Consider the following 21,047-nt stretch of genomic DNA (forward strand, 5'->3'; position numbering starts at 1 on the left):
GCCGAAACGGCCGTCAGAGCCTGCATATCGCTCAAATCACTGCGGAGAGTCACCGCGCATCTGTCGTCGACAGCGGTTGGCGTTCGATAGGCAGTCCCAGGACGACCTTCGCCGTGATGACGCCCAACTTGACCATGCCCAGGTAGGTCGACGGGTTGAACAGCGTGGGCCACACCGTGCGCGTTCTGTGCTCGTTGACCGGCCGGTTCGTGAAGCGATCGCGCAGCCACCTCAGCGTCATGGGGGCCGACAGTGGATGCAGGAGCAGGTGCCCGCAGAACCGGTCGCGGTGGTAGGTGACCGCTGCACCAAGGCGTCCATACTCGGCCACCAGGGCGTCGACATCGTCAACGCTGATGATTTCGTCGTGCACCGCCTGTATGACCAGCACGGGAGGCTTGGGCCTGGACTTGCCGAGCTTGGTCTCGTCGAAGATGTGGCGCACTTCGGGTAGGTCCCACAGCTCGTCGGCGGTCATGTCGACATAGGACCCGATATCGACATTGCGGAACTTCCACACCGCCTGGGCCGTGGTCATCGTCTGCAACTCATCGAGCAGCGCCTTGCCCTGGTCAGTCGCATGCTCGTCCACCACGTTCTGCGCGCCAGGGAAGACCTGTGTCAATGCGGAGATCATCAGCGCGGCTAGGCCGGCGAAGAAGCTGCCGTTGAGGCGGCGTGCCACGCTTCCCGGATCCCCGACGGGTGAACCCAGAACGGCCCCAACGACATTGAGCTCGGGCGCATATCGCTCACACAATTCGGCCGCCCACGCCGACGCCAAGCCTCCCCCGGAGTATCCCCACAGACCTACCGGCGCGGAGGGCGACAAGTTCACGCGCTCGCATCGCATCGCCGCGCGCAACCCGTCCAGAATCCGGTAGCCGGGCTCGACGGGAGAGCCCCACATGCCGTGGCAGCCTTCGTGATCGGGTACGCATACCGCCCAGCCTTCGGCCAGTGCGGCGCTCACCAACAGGTACTCGGCTTGGACGAAGCCACCGATCGGTCGCGCACCGCGCCGCATGGCGAACGAGGGGAAGCAGCGCGAGGCCACCGCATCGATCGCGCACTGATAAGACAGCACCGGGCCAGCGGCATTTGACTCGCGCTGCGTCGGGACGAGGACGGTGGTGACGGCGACTTCCGGCTCTTCGTGCAGATTAGTGGTGCGGTACAGCAACTGAGTGGCGTGGACTCGCTGACTGATGACACCCAGAAACCCGATCTCCACGTCACGCGAGCGCAACACCGTGCCGGGTTCAGCGTCCTCGTAGCCCTCTGGCGCTCGGTAGAACGGGTCCTCGTCCGGTGAGATCGGGCAATCGCCGGGGCGGATCTCGGCGTGCGGCGGGCTATCAGGGCACGGTGGCGCGGTGGAGTAGCTGTCCATTGGTGTGGCGACTCCCTCGGCGTTCGCTGGCGGCGCGCATCTGGCCAGAGCTTCTAGTACCCGGGGTACCGGCTTTCAATCAACAACCGGAACACCGGGCGATTGCCGGGCGGTCACTTCTCCGTGGGCGTCGGCCGCCGCGATATGCCCTGGTAGGAATGGAGCCGGTGACGGGAATCGAACCCGCGCTCTCAGCTTGGGAAGCTGATGTTCTGCCATTGAACTACACCGGCTTGTTTGAGCACGAAGGCTAACATCCGAGCCGCTAGGCTCGTCGCGTGCTGCTCTCCGACCGCGACATCCGCGCCGAGATCGCTGCCGAGCGACTGGGGCTCGATCCGTTCGACGACTCCCTGGTCCAGCCGTCCAGCATCGACGTCCGCCTCGACAACCTGTTCCGCGTCTTCAACAACACGCGATACACGCACATCGACCCGGCCAAGCAGCAGGACGAGCTGACCACCCTGGTCCAAGCCGACCCGGGGGAGCCTTTCGTGCTGCACCCCGGCGAGTTCGTGCTCGGCTCGACGTTGGAACTGTGCACCCTGCCCGACGACCTGGCGGGCCGCTTGGAAGGCAAGTCCTCGCTCGGCCGTCTGGGCCTGTTGACACACTCCACCGCGGGATTCATCGACCCGGGGTTCTCCGGGCACATCACCCTCGAGTTGTCGAACGTCGCGAATCTGCCGATCACACTGTGGCCCGGTATGAAGATCGGTCAGCTGTGCCTGCTGCGGCTGACCAGCCCCGCCGAGCACCCCTACGGCAGCGCGCGGGTTGGCTCGAAGTATCAGGGTCAGCGTGGCCCGACCCCGTCGCGGTCCTACCAGAACTTCATCAAGTCCAGTTGAACCGCTCGGCGCGGACGGTCGTTGACACGAGTAGGGTCGAGATACCAAACGTCGGCAGCATCGACCCAGCAAATGTCGGTGGAGGCGTAACGCCTGTCCTGCTCACGGCGATGAACCACTAGTCGCCGACTTGTGCGTGGCGAGATGCCGATCGGCGATCCAGGCTTGGTAGCAAACGGTTTTTGGAGGGGCAGTGGACATCGTTCTGGGTGTATCGATGACACCTGCGACGGTCCGCATGGTGCTGGTCGAAGGCGAGATGGCCGACGGGGCCACCGTCGACCACGACGTCTTCGATGTCAGCGGAAGTGATGGCTCAGCAACATCGGGTGCCGCCGCCCAGGTGGTGGACGCCGTGCTCGGCACCAAGGAGAGCGCTGAGGCGGGTGGGCATGATCTGAAGGCCATCGGCGTCACGTGGAGCGATCACGCCGAGGCGGCGCAACTGCGAGACGCGCTCGCCGCCCGCGATATCGACGACGTCATGCTCGTCTCCGATGGACACGCCGCGGGCGCACTCGCCCAGGCCGTCGGAAGGGCGGTCGGCTACGACACCACCGCACTGCTCTTCATCGACCGCGACGCCGCGACGCTGTCGGTCGTTCAGACCGACGACGGGTCCGTGGTCAAGGTGCTCAGCAGCGGCCTGCACAGCCAGGACGCGCTGGCCGTGCTGGCCGATATGGCCGCCGCCGTCGACGCCCAGGACAATCCGCCGCAAGGCATGTTCGTCGTCGGCTCCGGTGTCGACGTGAGCTCGGTGAAGAGCCATCTCGAGCATCTGGTGAGCCTGCCGGTGCACGCCCCCGACGTTCCGGAGATGGCGCTAGCGAGGGGTGCGGCGCTGGCCGCCGCGGCCGCTCCGGCGTTGGAGGCGTCCACCGTCGGCCTGGCCTACTCCCAGGACCCCGACGGCACCACCGCAGGTTCGGTGTACGCCGGGCTCGCCGGCGCGCCAACCCAATTGGCGCCCGCCGGCGGTGACGGCGCCTCCGTGGGCGACTACACGCCGCGGACCGACCTGAATGCCGCGGCCAACGAGGATCGCAAGCCGTTCCTGCTCGTCGGCAGCGCGATGGCGTCGATCTTCGTCGTGGGCGTTGTCGCGCTCGTGATCTCGCTCGCGGTGAGTATCCGCCCGACGGCCGACCAGCGGCCGAGCCCGGGACAGAGCGCGATTGTGCCCAGCACCGTCGCGCCCGCCCCGCCGCCTGCGCCGACGGAACAGGCGCAGCCGGTTCAGGCGCCCCCGCCCCCGCAGGCGGAGACCATCAAGGCTCCCGTGCCGGTCGCTGCGCAGCAGCCCGCTCCGCAGGCGCCGCCGCGGACGGTCTACGTGGAGGCGCCGCCTCCCGCACCGCAAGCCCCGGCGCCCGCTCCTCCGCCCGCGGCACCGCCACCTGCGCCGGCACCCGTGGCTCCCGCCCCGGTGGCTCCGGCCCCGGTTCCGGTGTACGTGCCGCCGGTGGTGGCACCGCCGCAGTACTACCCCCGGCCGCAGAACCCGTGGTCCCCGCCGAGGTGGACGCCGCCGAAGCTGCCGAGTTGGACTCCGCCGTGGCAGGACGAGCGCGAGGAGCCCGAGCTGCCAAGCCCTCAGGTGCCGCCGTGGCAGAACGGTTCGGGTAACGGATCGGGCAGCTATCCCGGTAGCGGATCGGGCGGTTATCCCGGCAGTGGCTCGGGTCGGTACCCCGGTAGCGGCTCGGGCGGATCGAGTGACAGCGGATCGTCTCGCGGACCGGGCTCGGGCGGTTCGAGTGACAGCGGATCGTCTCGCGGGCCGGGCTCGAGTGGATCGAATCGCGGCGGGTCGAACTGCTTCCTGGGGTTCTGCCGCTAGCTCGTAACCTGCCGTTGGCCGCACGATCAGTGTCGCGTAGCGGTTAGCTCATCAGGGCTGCATATCAAGGCGGTATGCGGTGCACCGTTTTCGGCACGGGATATCTGGGAGCCACCCACGCGGCGGGTATGGCCGAGTTGGGTCACGAGGTGCTCGGCGTAGACGTCGACGCTGGCAAGGTCGCCAAACTCGCAGCGGGCGAAACCCCCTTCTACGAGCCCGGATTACGGAAAGTGTTGAGCGACAACATCTCCGCCGGGCGCTTGGCGTTCACCACCGACTACGACGCCGCGGCCGGGTTCGCCGACCTGCACTTCCTCGCCGTCGGGACACCGCAGAAGAAGGGGGAGTTCGCCGCCGATCTGCGTCATGTACACGCCGTCGTCGACATGCTGGTCCCGCGGCTGAGCCGGTCGGCCGTCATCGTCGGCAAGTCCACGGTGCCGGTCGGCACCGCCGCCGAACTGAGGGACCGGGCGCGCGCGTTGGCGCCGGCGGGGGTCCACGTCGAGATGGCGTGGAACCCGGAGTTCCTGCGGGAGGGCTTCGCCGTGCACGACACCCTGCATCCGGACCGGATCGTGCTTGGCGTACAACCGGATTCGTGTGCCGCCGAGGTGGCGATCCGGGAACTGTACGCACCGCTGCTGGATCAGCAGGTCCCCTTGCTGGTCACCGATCTGCAGACCGCGGAGCTGGTCAAGGTGTCGGCCAACGCCTTTCTCGCCACGAAGATCTCGTTCATCAACGCGATCTCCGAAGTCTGCGAGGCCGCCGACGCCGACGTGACGCTTCTCGCCGACGCGTTGGGGTACGACCCGCGGATCGGACGCCGCTTCCTCAACGCCGGTCTGGGTTTCGGTGGCGGCTGCTTACCCAAGGACATCCGCGCCTTCATGGCCCGCGCCGGCGAACTCGGCGCCAACCATGCCCTGACGTTCCTGCGCGAGGTGGACGCGATCAACATGCGACGGCGAAGCCGGATGGTGGAACTGGCAACCGTCGCGTGCGGAGGGTCGCTGCTGGGCGCCAACATCGCGGTGCTCGGCGCCGCGTTCAAACCCGAATCCGACGACGTGCGCGATTCGCCGGCTCTCAACGTCGCCGGGATGCTGCAACTCAAGGGCGCCACCGTCAACGTCTACGACCCGAAAGCGATGGAGAACTCCCGGCGCCGCTTTCCGACGCTCACCTATGCGACGTCGGTCGCCGAAGCGTGTGAGCGGGCCGATGCCGTACTGGTGTTGACCGAATGGCGCGAGTTCGTCGAGTTGGACCCCGCCGAGCTCGCCGGAGCAGTACGCGCGAAAGTCATTGTCGACGGCCGCAATTGCCTCGACATCGACCGGTGGATGCAGGCCGGCTGGCAGATCCACTGCCTGGGGAGGGGCGTGACGGCTCAGAATCGGTAGGCTCGGCCGCGTGGAACCGATTCGTCCGGCTCGGCACGGTGGGCCGATCCGTCACCGAATCCGCTGGCTTGCCGTGCACGGGTTCGTGCGCGGTGCCTCGAAGCTGCTCGCGCGCCGCGGCGATCCCCAAGGCCGGATGATCGCCGATCCGAGCGTTCGCGCCGACCCGGTTGCGTTCGCCGACGATCTGCGCGCACAGGGGCCGATGGTGGAGGCCGCCATCGTGCACCTCACCGTCGACCATGGGATCGCCAACGATCTGCTAAGGGACGACGACTTCGAGGTGCTGCCGATCGGCTCCAACCTGCCCAAACCGGTCCAATGGGTCGCGAACCGCACCAAAACCGACCTGCTGCATCCCCTCGAGCCGCCGTCGATGTTGGCGGTGGAACCCCCCGACCACACCCGTTACCGAAAGCTGGTGTCGTCGGTGTTCACCCCCAGAGCCGTTGCCGCGCTGAGGGACCGGGTGCAGGAGACCGCCGATTCTCTGCTCGATGAACTCGCGCAAGCCGGAACCGTCGACATCGTCGACCGCTACTGCGCCCAGTTACCGGTCGCGGTGATCGGTGACATCCTCGGCGTTCCCGACGCCGACCGGTCACGGGTCCTGGAGTTCGGCGAGCGGGGTGCGGCCAGCCTCGACATCGGCCTGACCTGGCCGCAGTACCGCACCGTCTACCGCAGCGTGGTCGGCTTCAACGATTGGCTGTCCGGGCACCTCGAAGGGCTGCGACGCAACCCCGGCGACGACCTGATGAGCCAGCTGATCGCGGCCTCCGACGAGGGCGCCCGACTCAACCAGCAGGAACTGATGGCTACTGCGGGCCTCGTGCTGGCCGCGGGATTCGAGACGACGGTCAACCTGCTGAGCAACGGAATCCGCATGCTGCTCGACCACCCGCAGCACCTCGAGACCCTGGCGCAGCGACCCGAACTCTGGGCGACCGCCGTCGAGGAGATCCTGCGACTGGACCCGCCCGTGCAACTCACCGCGCGCAGGGCGACCAAGCACACCGAGATCGCGGGGCACCGGATCCCTCGGGGCAGGGCCGTGCTCATCTACATCGCAGGCGCCAACCGCGACCCCAAGGTGTTCGACGACCCGGACCGCTTCGACCTCGAGCGGGAGAACGCCGGACGACATCTGTCGTTCTCCGGGGGCAGGCATTTCTGTCTGGGATCTGCCCTGGCCCGCGCCGAGGGCGAGGTCGGACTGCGGGCGTTCTTCGAACGTTTTCCCGATGCGCGACTGGCTGGTGAGGGCAGCAGGCGCGAGACGCGGGTGCTGAGGGGGTGGGCGTCGCTGCCGATCGCGCTGGGGACCGCTCGCTCGTCGATGAGTTCGCCGGCCTGACCGGAGTGGCAGGTGCACCCCGGCGCCTGGGTGCAGGTGTTCAGCGACCCGCAGCGCGCCGGAAGCGGTCTGCTCAACTTCGCCGTCGACGACCTGGAGCGCCACCTCGCAGGACTGCGTGAGCGCGGCTTTGCACCCGGTGAAATCGTCGCAGCCAGTAAGGTTGCGGGTTGTCGAAGATCGAGGATCCCGACGGCAACGAGATCGGCATTATCGGGGGTTTCCGCGTCGAGTATTGAGTACGTTCGGGGGCGTGGATTTCCGAGCCGCGCTGCTCGACCAGACCCGCGAATTCGGGGAACTGATCCGCAGTGCAGACCCCTCGACGCCGGTGCCGACGTGTCCCGACTGGACGCTCAAACAACTGTTCCGACACGTCGGTCGCGGAAACCGGTGGGCCGCACAGATCATCGCCGAACGCCGGATATCGGCGCTGGATCCGCGCGAGGTCCGCGACGGCAAACCACCCGATGACGCCGACGGGGCGATCGACTGGTTCAACCAGGGCGCCCAACTGGTGGTCGATGCGGTCGAGCGGGCAGGCGCGGCGACCAGGGTGTGGACCTTCCGCGGCCCCCGCCCCGCGGGGTGGTGGGTCCGTCGACGGTTACACGAGGTCGCCGTGCACCACGCAGATGCGGCGCTGGCCGTCGGGGCCGACTACGACCCACCGCCCGAGCTGGCGGCCGACGCGATCAGCGAATGGGTCGAACTGATGGTCGGCACCGGCACGCAACCCGCGCTGGACCACGGCAGAAGCATCCACATGCACGCCACCGACGAGGGGCTGGGGCCGACCGGGGAGTGGACCATCATCCACGACGAGGACGGCGTCTGGTGGTCGCACAACCACAGCAAGGCCGACACCGCGCTGCGCGGCAGCGCCACCGATCTGCTGTTGGCGATCACGCGGCGGCGCACGGCCGCCGACGCCGGCATCGAGGTGTTCGGTGACGCCGCGGTGTGGGACGCGTGGTTGGAGCGCACCGGCTTCTAATCGCGTCGGGCGCGCGCGGGCGTCGCCAGCACCGTGGCGATGCCCGTCGTCAGCGGCACCGACAACGCCAGCGCGATGCCCCCGACCGCCGAGCGGGCGATCTCGATGGCCACACTCTCGCTGGTGAGCACGTCGCCCAAGGCCCGGTTGGCCACGCTGAACAACAGCAGCAGGGGCAATGCGCTGCCCGCATACGCCAGCACCAGCGTGTAGACGGTGCTCGCGATGTGGTCACGTCCCACCCGCATCGCGCCCGAATAGATCGTCCGCCGCGAGCTGCCCTCGAGCTCGGCCAGCTCGAACACCGTCGAGGCCTGGGTGACCGTGACGTCGTTGAGCACGCCGAGCGACCCGATGATGAACCCGGCCAGTAGCAGGCCGGTGATCGATACGTTGCCCAGGTAGGCGGCGACCTCGTTGTTCCGGTCCTCTGAGAGACCGGTGAGGTGAGCCAATTCGATTGCGCCCCAGGAGAGGAACGCGGCGAGCAGCAGCGACGTGAGTGTTCCGAGCAGGGCCGCGCTGGTCCGCAGGCTCACTCCGTGGGCCAGGTAGATGACGGCGTAGAGGATCAGCGCCGAAGCCACCAGCGCGACGGGCACGGCCGCGGCGCCGTCGCGCAGCGCAGGCAGCATGAACACCACCAACACGAGGAACGCGACCACGATGCCGATGAGGGCGCGAAACCCTCGCCACCGGGCGACCGCGACCACCACCACGGCGAACGCCACAGCCAGCGCGACGAGCGTCCATGTCCGTTCGTAGTCGTAGAACGAGTAGGTGGTGGTGCCGGTCGCATCGACCTGACGGGTGATCCTGACGTCGTCGCCGGCCGCGAGATTGGGTTGGCCGGGGCCACCGCTGAATTCGAGCACGGTCGCCGCGCCCTTGTTGGGCCCGGACTGAATCTCGATCAACGCCTGCACGCACTCGGCTCCGCCGCCCGTCGCCGGAATCGGATCGGCGGTCAGCACCTGACCGACTGACGGGCTGCCGCACGTCGCGGTACTGCTCGAGCGGACCAGCCCAGATTCGGTGGTGACGGCGCCGCCCTCGGCGTTTTGAAACGGAAGCGGGATGTCGGTCTTCTGCTGGCTGGGCCACAGCCATGCCGTTCCCGCCAGGACGGCCACTCCGATGGCGATCAGCAGACCGACGACGACCTTCGCGGCGATCGGCCCCAGCGGCGCCGGGCCGGTGGGGGAGTGGGAGTGGGAGTGTCCGTGTGAGTGCGCCACGGACAACAGCCTAGAAGGACGCTACTGCCGGTAGCTGACCAGGAAGTTGCCCAGCCGTTCGATGGCATTGGACAGCTCGCGGGCCCATGGCAGCGTCACGATGCGCAGGTGATCCGGTGTCGGCCAATTGAACCCGGTGCCCTGGGTGACCAGGATCTTCTCCTGCAGCAGCAGATCCAGGACCAGCTGCTCGTCGTCGACGATGTCGTAGACCTCGGGGTCAAGGCGGGGGAACGCATACAGCGCCCCTTGCGGTTTCACGCAGGACACCCCGGGGATTTCATTGAGCATCTGCCAGGCCACGTCGCGCTGCTCGAGCAGGCGACCCCCGGGCAGTACCAGCTCCTCGATGCTCTGATGACCACCGAGTGCGACCTGGATCGCATGCTGTGCAGGAACGTTCGGGCACAGTCGCATGTTCGCGAGCAGGCTGATGCCCTCGATGAAGCTGGTGGCGTTCTCCTTCGGCCCGGTGATCACCAGCCAGCCCGCCCGGTAACCCGCGACCCGGTACGCCTTCGACAAGCCGTTGAAGGTCAGAGTCAGCACATCGGGCGCCACCGATGCCGTTGCGATGTGCTCGCTGTCGTCGTAGAGAATCTTGTCGTAGATCTCGTCGGACAACAGCAGCAGCTCGTGCTTGCGCGCCAAATCCGCGATCTGGGTGAGGATTTCGCGCGTATACACCGCCCCGGTCGGGTTGTTCGGATTGATCACGACGATCGCCTTGGTGCGCTCGGTGATCTTGGATTCCAGGTCGGCGATGTCGGGCATCCAGCCCTGTGTCTCGTCGCACAGGTAGTGCACCGGGGTGCCACCCGCCAGTGAGGTGCATGCGGTCCACAGCGGATAGTCGGGCGCCGGAATCAGCACCTGATCTCCGTTGTCGAGCAACGCCTGCAACGTCATCTGAATCAACTCGGACGCGCCATTGCCGAGATACACGTCGTCGACGTCGAATCGCGGGAACCCGTCAACGAGTTCGTAGCGGGTGAAGACCGCGCGCCGCGCGGGCATGATGCCCTTGGAGTCGGAGTAGCCCTGGGCATACGGCAGGGCCGAGATGATGTCGCGCATGATCACGTCCGGTGCTTCGAACCCGAACGGCGCAGGGTTGCCGATGTTCAGTTTGAGGATGCGATGACCCTCGGCCTCGAGGCGTGACGCGTGCTCGTGCACCGGCCCGCGGATCTCGTACAGGACGTCCTGCAGCTTCGACGACTGCGTGAACGTGCGCTGCCGCGGTCCGTGTCCGGCGGCGTGGATCGGCACGTGGTGGGTGGTCACGTCGTTCATGGTCTCACTTTTGTCCAGCGATTAACCAAAATCGCCGGTCAACGGCTCATCGTTTGCCTGGGGGACGAGCGCCTCTGGCGATTCCGAGGCCCTTGACCGGAGGTGGTTCGGGCTTGTCTGCGTTGTCCCCGCCGGAAGGCCCGGGGGCAGCACCGGATTCGCCATCGGAGTCGGCGGTGTCCTTGGGCTCCGGTTGTGCGGCAGCGGGTTTCGGCTCGGCCGGTGGCTGTGCCGGTGCGGCCGACTTCTTGGCCCCGGGCCGGCGTGCGCCCGGGGCGATGCCGAGGCCCTTGACCTCAGGTTCGGGCTTGGAGTCCAGACCCCGATCCGAGTCGGCGGTGTCGGTCTTGGCTCCAGGCTCCGCCTTGTCCGGATCGACGTTCGGCGGTTGGGTGACGGTGGCCTCGCCCTCGTTGGGGGCCGCGGACTGGGTCTTCTTTTTCGCCCCGGGCCGCTTGGCGCCTGCCGCGATCCCAAGACCCTTGACCTCGGGCTCCGGCTTGGCCTCCGCTTTTGATTCGGCCTGGGCTTCCGGCTCCGCGGGCGCTGCATGCGCGGCTGGTGCGGCTTTCTTGGCGCCCGGCCGCTTGGCGCCGGCAGCGATACCGAGCCCCTTCGCGGATGCCGCTGCGGCAGCGGGCTTTTCGTCGGCCGCCGGCTTGTCGCCCGCGGGGGCAGCAGCCTTCTTGGCGCCCGGACGCTTGGCACCGCCGGCGATTCCGAGCCCCTTGACGGGTTTGGTTTCGGTGGCCGTGGCGGCCTCGACCTTGGGCTCCGGTTCGGCCTGCGCCTCTTCCTCCGCCTCGGTGGGCGCTTCCTCCACGGGCGCTTCGGCGGCGAGCCTGGCTGCGCGTTCCTCGGCCTCCTTCGCCGCGGTGCCCTTCTCCGGCAGCGTGATGGTGCTCTTGTCCAGCGAACCCAGCAGCAGCTGGGCCACGTCGAGCACCTCGGCCTTCTCCACCTCGCGGGCGGCCGAGACCTCGTCGACGCCGTCGGTGATCATCACGCGGCAGAACGGGCAGCCGGTCGCAATGGTCGAGGCGGTGTCCATGGCCTCCTCGGTGCGCTCGGTGTTGACGCGCTTGCCGATGTGTTCTTCCATCCACATCCGCGCGCCGCCGGCGCCGCAGCACAGGCCGCGGTCGGCATGCCGAGGCATTTCGGTCAGCTTCGCGCCGGACGCCCCGATCAGCTCACGCGGCGCCGAGTACTCCTTGTTGTGCCGGCCCAGATAGCACGGATCGTGATAGGTGATGTCCGTTCCGCCATCAGCGGGCGTCACCGGGATCAGCTTCTTGTCGCGCACCAGCCGGTTCAGCAGCTGCGTGTGGTGCAGCACCGTGAAGTTGCCGCCGACCTGCGGATATTCGCGGCCCAGCGTGTTGAAGCAGTGCGGGCAGGTGACGACGATCTTGCGGTCCACCCGCTCGACGCCCTCGAACAGCTCGTTGAGCGTCTCCACGTTCTGCGCGGCCAGCTGCTGGAACAGGAACTCGTTGCCCGAGCGGCGGGCCGAGTCGCCGTTGCAGGTCTCGCCCTCGCCGAGCACCAGGTACTTCACGCCGGCGGCGGCCAGCAGTTCGGCAACGGCCTTGGTGGTCTTCTTCGCGCGGTCCTCGTAGGCGCCTGCGCAGCCCACCCAGAACAGGTACTCGTAGCCGTCGAACGACTCCACGTCCTTGCCGTACACCGGCACGTCGAAGTCGACCTCGTCGATCCAGTTCGTGCGGTCCTTGGCGTTCTGGCCCCACGGGTTGCCCTTGGTCTCGAGGTTCTTGAACAGCACGCCGAGCTCGCCCGGGAACTCGGACTCCATCATCACCTGGTAGCGGCGCATGTCGACGATGTGGTCGATGTGCTCGATGTCGACAGGGCACTGCTCGACGCAGGCGCCGCAGGTCGTGCAGGACCACAGCACGTCGGGGTCGATCACGCCACCCTGTTCCTCGGTACCCACCAGGGGCCTGGTGGCCTGCTCGGGGCCCGACCCCAGGATCCGCTCGAAGCCGGACTCGGGAACGTGCTCGTGCGAATGCTCCTCGGATTTCTTCTCCCCGCGCAGTTCCTCGCCGAGGCCGCCCTCGGGGGTGTTCTCCAGCGGCGTTTCCTTGTCGCCGAGGATGTAAGGCGCCTTGGCGAACAAATGGTCGCGCAGGTTCATGATCACGAGCTTGGGCGACAGCGGCTTACCGGTGTTCCACGCCGGGCACTGCGACTGGCACCGACCGCACTCGGTGCACGTGGTCATGTCGAGGTAGGCCTTCCACGTGAAGTCCTCGATCTTGCCGCGGCCCAGCACCGCGTCCTCCGGCGGATCCTCGAAGTCGATCTCCTTGCCCTCGTACTCGACGGGCAGCAACGGGCCGAGACCGTCGGGCAGCCGCTTGAACGTGACGTTGATCGGCGCCAGCCCAATGTGGAGGTGCTTGGAGTGCAGCACGATCAACAGGAACACCAGCATCACCGCGATGTGCGCCAACAGCGCGATGGTCTCGATCCACGAGTTGGCGGTGTAGCCCAGCGGGCTCATCAGCCACCCCATGAACTGGGAGAAGAACGCACCGTTGCCGTAGGGCAGGGCGTCCGTGTTGACCGCGGCGCCGCGCACCAGGGCGTAGGTCCAGATGACGTTGAAGATCATGAACAGGATCAGCCAGGCACCGCCGGTGTGCGATCCGTAGAACCGCGAGTCGCGGCCGTGCTGTTTGGGCTCCTGCCTCACCCGGATGATCGCGAACGTGATGATGCCGAGCAGCACCGCGACGGCGAAGAAGTCCTGCAGGAAGCCCAGGGCGTCCCACCGGCCGATGATCGGGATGTGGAAGTCGTGGTCGAAGAGCAGGCCGTAGGCCTCGAGGTAGACCGACGCGAGGATGAAGAAGCCCCACATCGTGAAGAAGTGGGCGAGGCCGGGCAGGGACCACTTGAGCAGTCGGGTTTGCCCGAAGACCTCTTCGATCTGGGTGGTGATGCGCTTGCCGAGGTTGTCCTTGCGGTTGTTCTCCGGGCTGGTGGGCGCACCGGAGCGGATCAACGACGTCAGCCACAGCACGCGTTTGGCGGCGAAGACCAGAACAAGGGCAGTCAGCCCTAGCCCGACGACGAGCCTGATCAGCATCTGCGTATCCACCGCGCGCCTCCCATTCTCAAGTTACCCGAGGGTAACTTATCGTAAGTTACCAGTGGGTAACTTAACTCAGGCCTGCTCAAGCCCGGGAGTCATAGTTGCATCTCCAAGGGAAACACCGCTACGAAGGTTGTCCTAACTACACACCGTCGGTCGGGCTGGACTCGTCGGGCACGGTGTCGGTACCCGTTTGCTCGCCGCTCGAATCCGGGTCGACGGGATCACCATCGGGGGATGGGGTGCCGTTGCCAGGTCCCGGATCGATCGGTGGGGGGTCGGCCACGGGAGGGGTCTGCGGATCGGTCGGCGGCTCAGGGTTGGTCGGCGGCTCAGGGTTGGACGGAGGGGTCTCGGGTTCCGGTGACGGATGGGCGCTCGTCGGTGGCGTGGGTGTCCAGGGCGGTGCTGCGGGCGCCATCGGCGCGGCCGGTGCCGGGCGCGGGCTGCGGTGCTGGGGTGTGGACGACCGCTGCGCGGGTTGCACGACGACCGTGGTGAGTTGAGGGGCCTGCGGCGCCGGGGGTACTGGAGCGGGAGCCGGCGCCGCAGGCGTGGGGGGCGGCGTGGCCGCGGGACTGAGGACGGTCGCCGCCTCGACCGGGGTGGCGGTGTCACCGCGCAACTGCGTGAAGCCGAACAGGGCCGTCGTGACCACCGCGGCGGCCGCCGCGAGGCTGAACAGGACCAGCGGGGAGCGTCGCGGTGCCGCCTCCTCCTCCTGCCACTGCTCATGCTCGAAGTGAAGCTCGGGGCGCGAATCGGTGAAGGGCAGGGGCGCATCCTGCTGGTCGTCCTCGGACCAGGCCAGCGCGCCGAACGTGGCCGACGACGATCCGGCGTCGACCCGGACGGTGGCTTCATCGAGCCCGGCGGGCGCGAGCGTGGTCTCCGGGTCGACGACGCGCCGGCGCTGGGCGATCAGAGCGGTCCCGACGGCGGCGGCCAGTTGCGGCCGCGCGGTGGTCACCACCGGTACCCGCAGGTGTTCAGACAGCTTCTGCGTGAGCAGAGGGATACGTGCGCCGCCGCCGACGGTCGCCACCGCCGAAACCGCGGCCTCCGGAACCCCGTAGCGTTCAAGCGTTTCATCCACTGCGGCAAGGAAATCCGTGACCGGCCGCTGAATGAGCCCCTCGAGCTCGGCGCGGGTGACCCTGACGTCCGCGTGGTGTCCGGGCAGAGCGACGGCGACGGCCGTCGCGGTGTGGGCCGACAACCGCTCCTTGGCGGCGCGGCACTCGTCGCGTAGCCGCGCCAGCGAACCGACGACAGCCGTTCCGGACGGGTCGGTGTCAGCAGGCAACGGCGTCATCACATGTGCCATCAGCGCCTGATCCACCAGATCGCCGGAAAGATCGGCGAACCGGACGGTCTCGCCGACCACCGCGTGATCCGAGGACGCGTTGACGAGCGTGATGTTGGTGCCGCTGCCACCGAAGTCGCAGAGCACGACGACGCCGCGAGAGGGCAGCCCGGGTTCGGCGTTCAGCGCGGCCACAGCGGCGGTCGCGTCCGACACCACCGGCACGTCGCCGCCCAGGGCGTGGCGCAAGGAGTCGGCGACCGACGGACGCCAGTGCGCGGGTACGGCGACCGTGACGTCCTCGGCCGACTGCGTGACCGTGCGCAACGCCTCGGCGAGCAGTTGCTCGGGGCGATGGGCGGAGCCGTCGGAGGCGATGAGCGGAACCGGGTCGCCGATGCGGTCGACGAACCCGGTGAGTCGCTGCCCGTGCAGCGTGAGCTCGGAAGGCCGGATCACCGCGGCGTGTCCGTCCCGGGTCGCGGCGAGGTAGGTCGCGCCGACCGAAACACCCAGCGGCCGGTCCGGGGTTGCCTGGTGATTGAACATGGCATGACGCTATGGCGCTTCGCAGGCGGGCGAATCCGGTGCCGGACCCGTCATCGGACACGGCGGTTAGGGGATTGCCGTTAGGGGATGACGGTGGGCTGGGGGATCACGACTGCGGAGACAACATGGCCCGCAGCATCGACAACATCTCGGAGCGGGATTCGGCGCCGAGACGACGGCGGATTCGGGCGACGTGGTGTTCGACGGTCTTCGCCGAGATGAACAACTGTGTCCCGATATCGCGGTAGGGCATACCGAGGAGCAGCAGTTCGGCGACCTCGCGCTCGCGGTCCGACAGCCGAGACGACGCGGGACGCGCCGAGCCGGCCCGGGCGGTCTCCGGCGCCGCGAGTCGATCGGATCCGGGTGCGTCGTCGGGTGCGACGGTCTGCTTCAGGTCCCGCGCGAGCTGCAGCATCGCGCCCGACACCCGGCCATCGGGGGTCTGCAGTGCGGCCTGACCGGCCAACCGGGTCGCGTCCCACGTGAGGCCCACCTGCGCGAGCAGCCGCGCTGCCGTCGTGACCTCGTCGGTGTCGACGTGATTGGCCAGTACCCGCAACCAGGTGCGGCCGGCAGTGGCCAGCGTCTTGGCGAAGGCGCTGTGCGTGGCCGCGGCAGTCAGCGCCTGGCCGTGCGGGGCGACGGCGTCCGGGGAGTTGGCGAGGATGCCCGCGTGCACACCGGCCCAGTGCAGAGGAGTCGACCACAACACGGGCTCACCGAGCGAGCCGAGCAGCGCGAAGGCCTCGTCGAGGGTGTGCTGCAGCCGGTCGATCTGACGCATGCGGGAAGCGGCCACCCACAATTCACCGAGCGGCAGTAGGGAGAACAGGTCCATCGAGTACTCGGCGAGCACCTCGACCGCCGTGTACCAGTGCTTCTGCATGGCGCCGGTGTCGCCGCTGCGGCGCGCGATCGCCGTCTGCAGCGCGGCCGCCCACAACGCGTCGCGGCGGTGCAGCGGGGACGCGTCGGCGTCCGCGCACGCGATCGCCACGTCAGACGTCGCCGCGGGCAATTGCCCGTCCTGCATCCGCACCCAGCCCAGCAGCAGCCGGTGTCTGCGGGCGACGAAAAGCGCTGCCTCCGTACCGTCTTCGAGACTGGCGCGCACCGCACGGGCGATCACGCTGCGGGCCCGGACCGGATCGCCCCCGTGCAGGGCGGCCAGCGTTACCAGCGCCGCGGGGGTGTCGGGGGCCACGCCTTCCGCGGGCTGGTCGGCGGTGATCGCCTGTCCCAACCGGGAGACGGCTGCGGGGTATAAGGCGTCCAACGACATCAACAGGCCGTCGGCGAGGCTGCGCGCGGCTCGGGCCGTGGAGGTGGGCGGGCCGGCGCTCTCGGCGGACAGCGCCGTCCGAGCGGCCGACAGGTCGCCTGCGGCGAGTGACACCACCGCACCCGCCGCGCTCACGAACGCGTCGGGATACGGTCCCAGCCAACGGAACAGGTCCGCGGCCTGTGCTGCGCTGCCGTCGTGCAGGGCGATGCTGGCGGCGATCCTCACCGCGGCGGCCCTCTCGGCCGGATCGTCGGAGCCGAGCAGTTGATCGGTGAGCCGTCCAGCGGTGACGCAGTCGCCGGTCAGCGCCAGCGCGTCGGCAAGCCGCGGACTCAACGTGGTCGCCCCCGCATCGACGGCGGCGCGGTAAAGCCGTGCCGCCCTGGCCGGTTGGCTGCGACTACGGGTGGCCATGTCGGCCAGCGCGGTCGCCAGCCGATCGTCGCGCAGACCGTGTTCGGCCATCTGGAGTGCCAATTCGGTTGAGAGCGTGGATGATTCGAGTTGCGACGCCAGAAGCGAGATCTCGGTGTCGTGATGACGTGCGGCGCCGAGGATCTGAGCGACACATCGGTGCAGGGTGCGCAGGAACGCCCGGCTGTAGGACGGCTCGACGAGACCGGTGCCGCGGGCGCGATCGACCACCGTGTAAGCCCGCTCGGCATCCATGCGTAACGCCGCAGCGACGTCGTCGGGACCGAGGCCTCTGCTCAGCGAGGTGACCAGAAGGGTGTCGAGTGTCGAGTCGTCGAGGCGGCGCAGCCGGTCGGTCAGCGCGTACGTGACCGCCTGCAGGACCGCGGTGGCCGGCGCGTCGTCCTGCAGTTCGGCGACGGCCGCGATCGCCGGTTGCAGCAGGAAGGGCAGGCCCGCCGTCGCCACGACGAAAGATCGCACCATGTCGGACGGAGGTGTGCCGCCGAGCTTTTCGGTGACGAGGCTTGCCACGTCGGCCGGGGGCAGCGGTCCCAGGCTGATGATCGGGTTCTCGCGCTCGATCGCCGTGAACAGCGCACGCATCGCCGGGCGGTGCGCGATCGGCTCGCTGCTGACCACGAGCGTCGAAGGCAGATCCGACACCCGTCGCGCGAGTTCGCCGAGTTCGTGATCGTCCAGCAGGTGCGCATCGTCGAGGACGACTGCGGCCGCCGGATCGTCGTCAGCGCGCGGTACGCGGGTGAGCACCCCTACGTCCGCGGCCCGAAGCGCGGTTCGAACGGCGGTCAGCACCGAGCTCTTGCCCGTGCCGATGCCGCCCGACACAAGTAGTTTGACGGGCTCGGTGGGCGCGGCCGCCAGCCTTGCGACCGCCTCGCGTGCGGGCGGCGGGATTTCGGTCCGCGGGTCCGACGCGGTCATCGGTCTATGGCGCGTCCGGAACGGGGATGTCCGGCTCCGGTTCGACCGATGTGGTGGGCGGGTCGGTGGTGGTCGGCGGCTGGGTGGTCGTCGGCTGCGTGGTCGTGGGACGCGTCGTCGTGGTGGTGGGTTGGGTGGTCGTGGTCGTCGTGGTCGTCGTCGTCGTGGTTGTGGTGGTTGGTGACGTCGTGGTCGTCGTCGTCTCCGGGGGCGGGGGTGGCGGGACCACGCTGGTGGTCGGGCGCCCATCCGTCCCGGTGACGGTAACCGTCTGTGGTGCAACCGAAGTCGTCGTCTCCGGCGACGGTCCCGACTCGAAGGTCGTCGCGGTCTCGGTGACCGGAGTGCTGTCACCTGTGGTGCTCGTCAGCGTGACGGCGAGACCACCGGCGGCCAGCAGTGCGGCTGCGGCCGCTGCGCCGAACAGCACCACCGGCCTGCGGTACCACGGCAGCGGTTCGGGTTCCGGCTCGTATTGCTCTTCCTCGTGGGCGAACTCCATCGCGGGCCGAGCGCCGGTCCCGCCCGCTTCGAACGTGTAATCCTCACCGGCATAAGGGACCGGCTCGTCGACAGGCGAGTCGTCCTGCGACCACGCCAGGGCGCGGAACGTCGCCGAGCCTGCGCCGTCGGAGGCCGACTCGGCGGCTGCGACGCCTGCGGCCCCGGCGGCCCACGCGGCGGCGGACATGCTCGTCGGCGCCATCCCGGTCGGGGCATCGGGGGCGACAGCGGCCATCCCGGTGGCGGCCTCGGCGGCGTCGGCGATGAGCGCGGCACCCGCAGCGACGTTGAGTTGGGACTGCGGCGTGGTGATGACCGGCGCGCGCAGCCGGGTCGACAACTGCTGGGTGATCAGCGGGATGTTCGCCCCGCCGCCGACCGTCGCGACGGCCGAGACATTTGCCGGCGGAATGTTGTTGCGCTGCAAAGCTTCCTGGACGGCATTGAGCACCCCGTCGAGCGGCTCGCTGATCAGCTGCTCGAGCTCGGTGCGGGTGACGCGCACGTCGGAGTTGAAGCCCGGCAGGTCGGCGTGCACGACCGCGGCGGTGTCGGCCGACAGTTGTTCCTTGGCCACGCGGGCCTCGTTGCGCAGCCGGGCCAGAGAACTGACGGCGGCGGTGCCCGCAGGATCGGCGTCGTTGGCGGCCGCGATGCCCGCTACGACGTGGTTGAGCAGAAGCTGGTCGATCTGGTCGCCGGAGAAGTCCGCGTAGCGGACGGTCTCGCCGATCGGGCCGTAGCCGGCTGACGCGTCGGCCAGGCTGATGCTGGTTCCACTGCCGCCGAAATCGCACAGCACCACGACACCGCTCGACGGCAACCCCGGCGCGGCCTGCAGTGCGGCGAGCGCGGCCGCCGAATCGGGCACCAGCGCAGGCGGCACCCCGTCGGGGGCCAGGCCCGGCGCCGCCCGCAGGGCGCCTCGCAGCGCGCCCGTGGTCGCCGCCCCCCAGTGCGCGGGCACCGCGATCACGACTGGGGCCCCAGCGCCGACCGTGCGCGCCATGGCGTCGAGCGCTTCGACGAGCACCCGCTCTCCGCGATGAGGTGAGCCATCGGCGGCGACCAACGGCACCGGGTCGCCGACGCGTTCGACGAAACCGCTCAGCACCATGCCGGGTTGGTTGAGGTTGGGGTTTTCGGCGGGTACACCGACCTCCGGCGCGCGATCGTCGAATACGGTGAGTATCGATCGGCGCATGACCGGGGGACGGCCGATTCGGGCCGCCACCAAATTGGTCGAACCGATCGACAACCCGAGTGAGTCGCTCATCTCCACCTCTACATTCGGCCGTTCATCACGATAGCGGCTCAACGTCTTCGGACACGGGAGCTGCCCCTAGTGGGAGGAAATCCCCTAACACCGCATCCCCTAACGACCGGGCCGAGCAGGTGGGTTTTGCACCGATCACCGCGGCGGTAACCGTCGATAGCATCGTGGCAGGCCACTCGGCTAGGCCTTGTCTCTAGCCACCTATATCTGTTCGAGGGAGGGAGGGTGTTTCATGGCCAACGAGTTACTCGACTTCGTCATGTCGGTGGTGCGTGATCCCGACGCCGCCGCGCGTTTCGCCGACGATCCGAATCAAGCCATTCTCGACGCCAATCTGACGAACGTGACCAGTGCCGATGTCCACGCCCTGATCCCGGTGGTGTCGGAGTCGATGTCGGCGCTTCCGGCGACCGTTCCGACCGCGCTGGACGGCGGTATCGCCGAAGCGGCAGGCAACGTCTGGAGCAGCGGAGCGGCCACCGCCGCCTTCGACGCGTTCGGCGATCACGTGCCCGCCGAAGTGGTGGACGACGTGTCCGCCGCGATGATCTCCGATCCGGGGGTGCCTGAACTCGCCGAGCCGGATGTCCCGAGCGTCGCCGACACCGACGACACCGCGTTGCAGTTGGACCAGCCGGTGATCGAGGACGTCGTCGACGACGTTGTAACCAGCGACGACTTCAGCGACGCGCTCGCCGATGTGCAGCAGCTCGACATCGACGCGGGCGGATTCGACATCTTCGACTGACAAACCTGAACCGACGGAATGCGCGGCCCCTCGAGGGGCCGCGCATTTTTTGTCGTTTCGGCTCGAGGATGCGGACCTTTCGGCCGATCCCCCGAGCCATCCCCTAATCCCCTAACCGAACCCCTAGTCCGATCCCGGGACGGTGCTGTGCAGGGAGGGGCCGCGACCCCGTTTCAGGGGCGTCGCGACAGCCATAACGTGGTTCTCAGCTCGCCGGACAGCCCGGCGACCAGACCAAGACCAACATCTTCGAAAGGATCCGACATGAACCTCATCGACTGGTTTCTGAACCTGTTCCGCGACCCTGTCTCCGCCGCCGCGTTCGTGGCGGACCCCGACCGCGAACTGCACCAGGCCGGCTTCGGCAATGTCTCGGCCGCCCAGGTGCAGGCCGTGGCGGCCACCGTGGCGCCTGCGGCGGTGGTGCACGGGGGTGGCAATCCGGTGGTGGGGCTGCAGCAGGCGGTGGCCCAGACGCACGGGATCGCGTTCACCCCGCAGCGGCA

The 21,047-nt window shown here is 68.4% G+C and carries 14 protein-coding genes and 1 tRNA gene; 7 read left to right on the forward strand and 8 right to left on the reverse strand.

The window, feature by feature from the left end; genetic code table 11:
- Nucleotides 1–49 precede the first annotated feature (49 nt).
- Nucleotides 50–1,393 carry a lipase family protein gene (locus A5759_RS24715; protein WP_068202005.1) on the reverse strand — a complete coding sequence of 448 codons (1,344 nt, stop codon included), beginning with the start codon at nt 1,391–1,393 and terminating at the stop codon, nt 50–52.
- Nucleotides 1,394–1,552: 159 nt separating this feature from the next.
- A tRNA-Gly gene (locus tag A5759_RS24720) sits at nt 1,553–1,626 on the reverse strand.
- A 45-nt stretch (nt 1,627–1,671) separates the two neighbouring features.
- Between A5759_RS24720 and dcd the strand changes: the two genes are divergently transcribed.
- From dcd to A5759_RS24745, 5 genes are all read left to right on the forward strand, one after another.
- Complete coding sequence (gene dcd / locus A5759_RS24725) at nt 1,672–2,244, forward strand: dCTP deaminase (RefSeq protein ID WP_064346781.1); 573 nt, start codon at nt 1,672–1,674, stop codon at nt 2,242–2,244.
- A 193-nt stretch (nt 2,245–2,437) separates the two neighbouring features.
- Entirely contained in the window at nt 2,438–4,087 is a 1,650-nt protein-coding gene (locus A5759_RS24730) for a hypothetical protein (RefSeq protein WP_068202008.1), read from the forward strand.
- Nucleotides 4,088–4,161: 74 nt separating this feature from the next.
- Entirely contained in the window at nt 4,162–5,499 is a 1,338-nt protein-coding gene (locus tag A5759_RS24735) for a UDP-glucose/GDP-mannose dehydrogenase family protein (RefSeq protein WP_068202010.1), read from the forward strand.
- Nucleotides 5,500–5,545: 46 nt separating this feature from the next.
- On the forward strand, nt 5,546–6,856 hold the full coding sequence (locus tag A5759_RS24740; protein ID WP_082962275.1) for a cytochrome P450: 1,311 nt from the start codon (nt 5,546–5,548) through the stop codon (nt 6,854–6,856).
- Nucleotides 6,857–7,109: 253 nt separating this feature from the next.
- A complete protein-coding gene (locus tag A5759_RS24745; protein ID WP_068202013.1) occupies nt 7,110–7,853 on the forward strand; it encodes a maleylpyruvate isomerase family mycothiol-dependent enzyme in 744 nt (247 codons plus the stop codon).
- Here the strand turns inward: A5759_RS24745 and A5759_RS24750 are convergent.
- The 6 genes from A5759_RS24750 to A5759_RS24775 form a co-directional block, all read right to left on the reverse strand.
- Nucleotides 7,850–9,091 carry a YibE/F family protein gene (locus tag A5759_RS24750; protein WP_082962273.1) on the reverse strand — a complete coding sequence of 414 codons (1,242 nt, stop codon included), beginning with the start codon at nt 9,089–9,091 and terminating at the stop codon, nt 7,850–7,852. The genes A5759_RS24745 and A5759_RS24750 overlap by 4 nt on opposite strands.
- Nucleotides 9,092–9,112: 21 nt before the next feature.
- Entirely contained in the window at nt 9,113–10,387 is a 1,275-nt protein-coding gene (locus tag A5759_RS24755) for a pyridoxal phosphate-dependent aminotransferase (protein ID WP_068202016.1), read from the reverse strand.
- Nucleotides 10,388–10,433: 46 nt separating this feature from the next.
- Entirely contained in the window at nt 10,434–13,517 is a 3,084-nt protein-coding gene (locus A5759_RS24760; protein WP_068202018.1) for a 4Fe-4S dicluster domain-containing protein, read from the reverse strand.
- 136 nt (nt 13,518–13,653) lie between these two features.
- A complete protein-coding gene (locus tag A5759_RS26515; protein WP_068202020.1) occupies nt 13,654–15,366 on the reverse strand; it encodes an Hsp70 family protein in 1,713 nt (570 codons plus the stop codon).
- A 106-nt stretch (nt 15,367–15,472) separates the two neighbouring features.
- Nucleotides 15,473–18,013, reverse strand: coding sequence for an isoniazid response ATPase/transcriptional regulator IniR (iniR, locus tag A5759_RS24770; protein ID WP_068202022.1), 2,541 nt, complete (start codon nt 18,011–18,013; stop codon nt 15,473–15,475).
- A gap of 4 nt (nt 18,014–18,017) precedes the next feature.
- Nucleotides 18,018–19,793, reverse strand: a complete 1,776-nt coding sequence (locus A5759_RS24775; RefSeq protein ID WP_068202049.1) for an Hsp70 family protein — start codon at nt 19,791–19,793, stop codon at nt 18,018–18,020.
- A 232-nt stretch (nt 19,794–20,025) separates the two neighbouring features.
- On the opposite strand from A5759_RS24775, the gene A5759_RS24780 reads away from it, so the two are divergent.
- Nucleotides 20,026–20,541: an IniB N-terminal domain-containing protein gene (locus A5759_RS24780; RefSeq protein WP_068202024.1), complete on the forward strand. Its 516-nt coding sequence runs from the start codon at nt 20,026–20,028 to the stop codon at nt 20,539–20,541.
- Nucleotides 20,542–20,805: 264 nt separating this feature from the next.
- On the forward strand, nt 20,806–21,047 hold a 242-nt coding region (locus tag A5759_RS24785; RefSeq protein WP_197506198.1), incomplete at its 3' end, for an IniB N-terminal domain-containing protein.

It is taken from the genome of Mycobacterium sp. 852014-52144_SCH5372336, from assembly GCF_001665615.1.
In the GTDB taxonomy this organism is placed as follows: domain Bacteria; phylum Actinomycetota; class Actinomycetes; order Mycobacteriales; family Mycobacteriaceae; genus Mycobacterium; species Mycobacterium neumannii_A.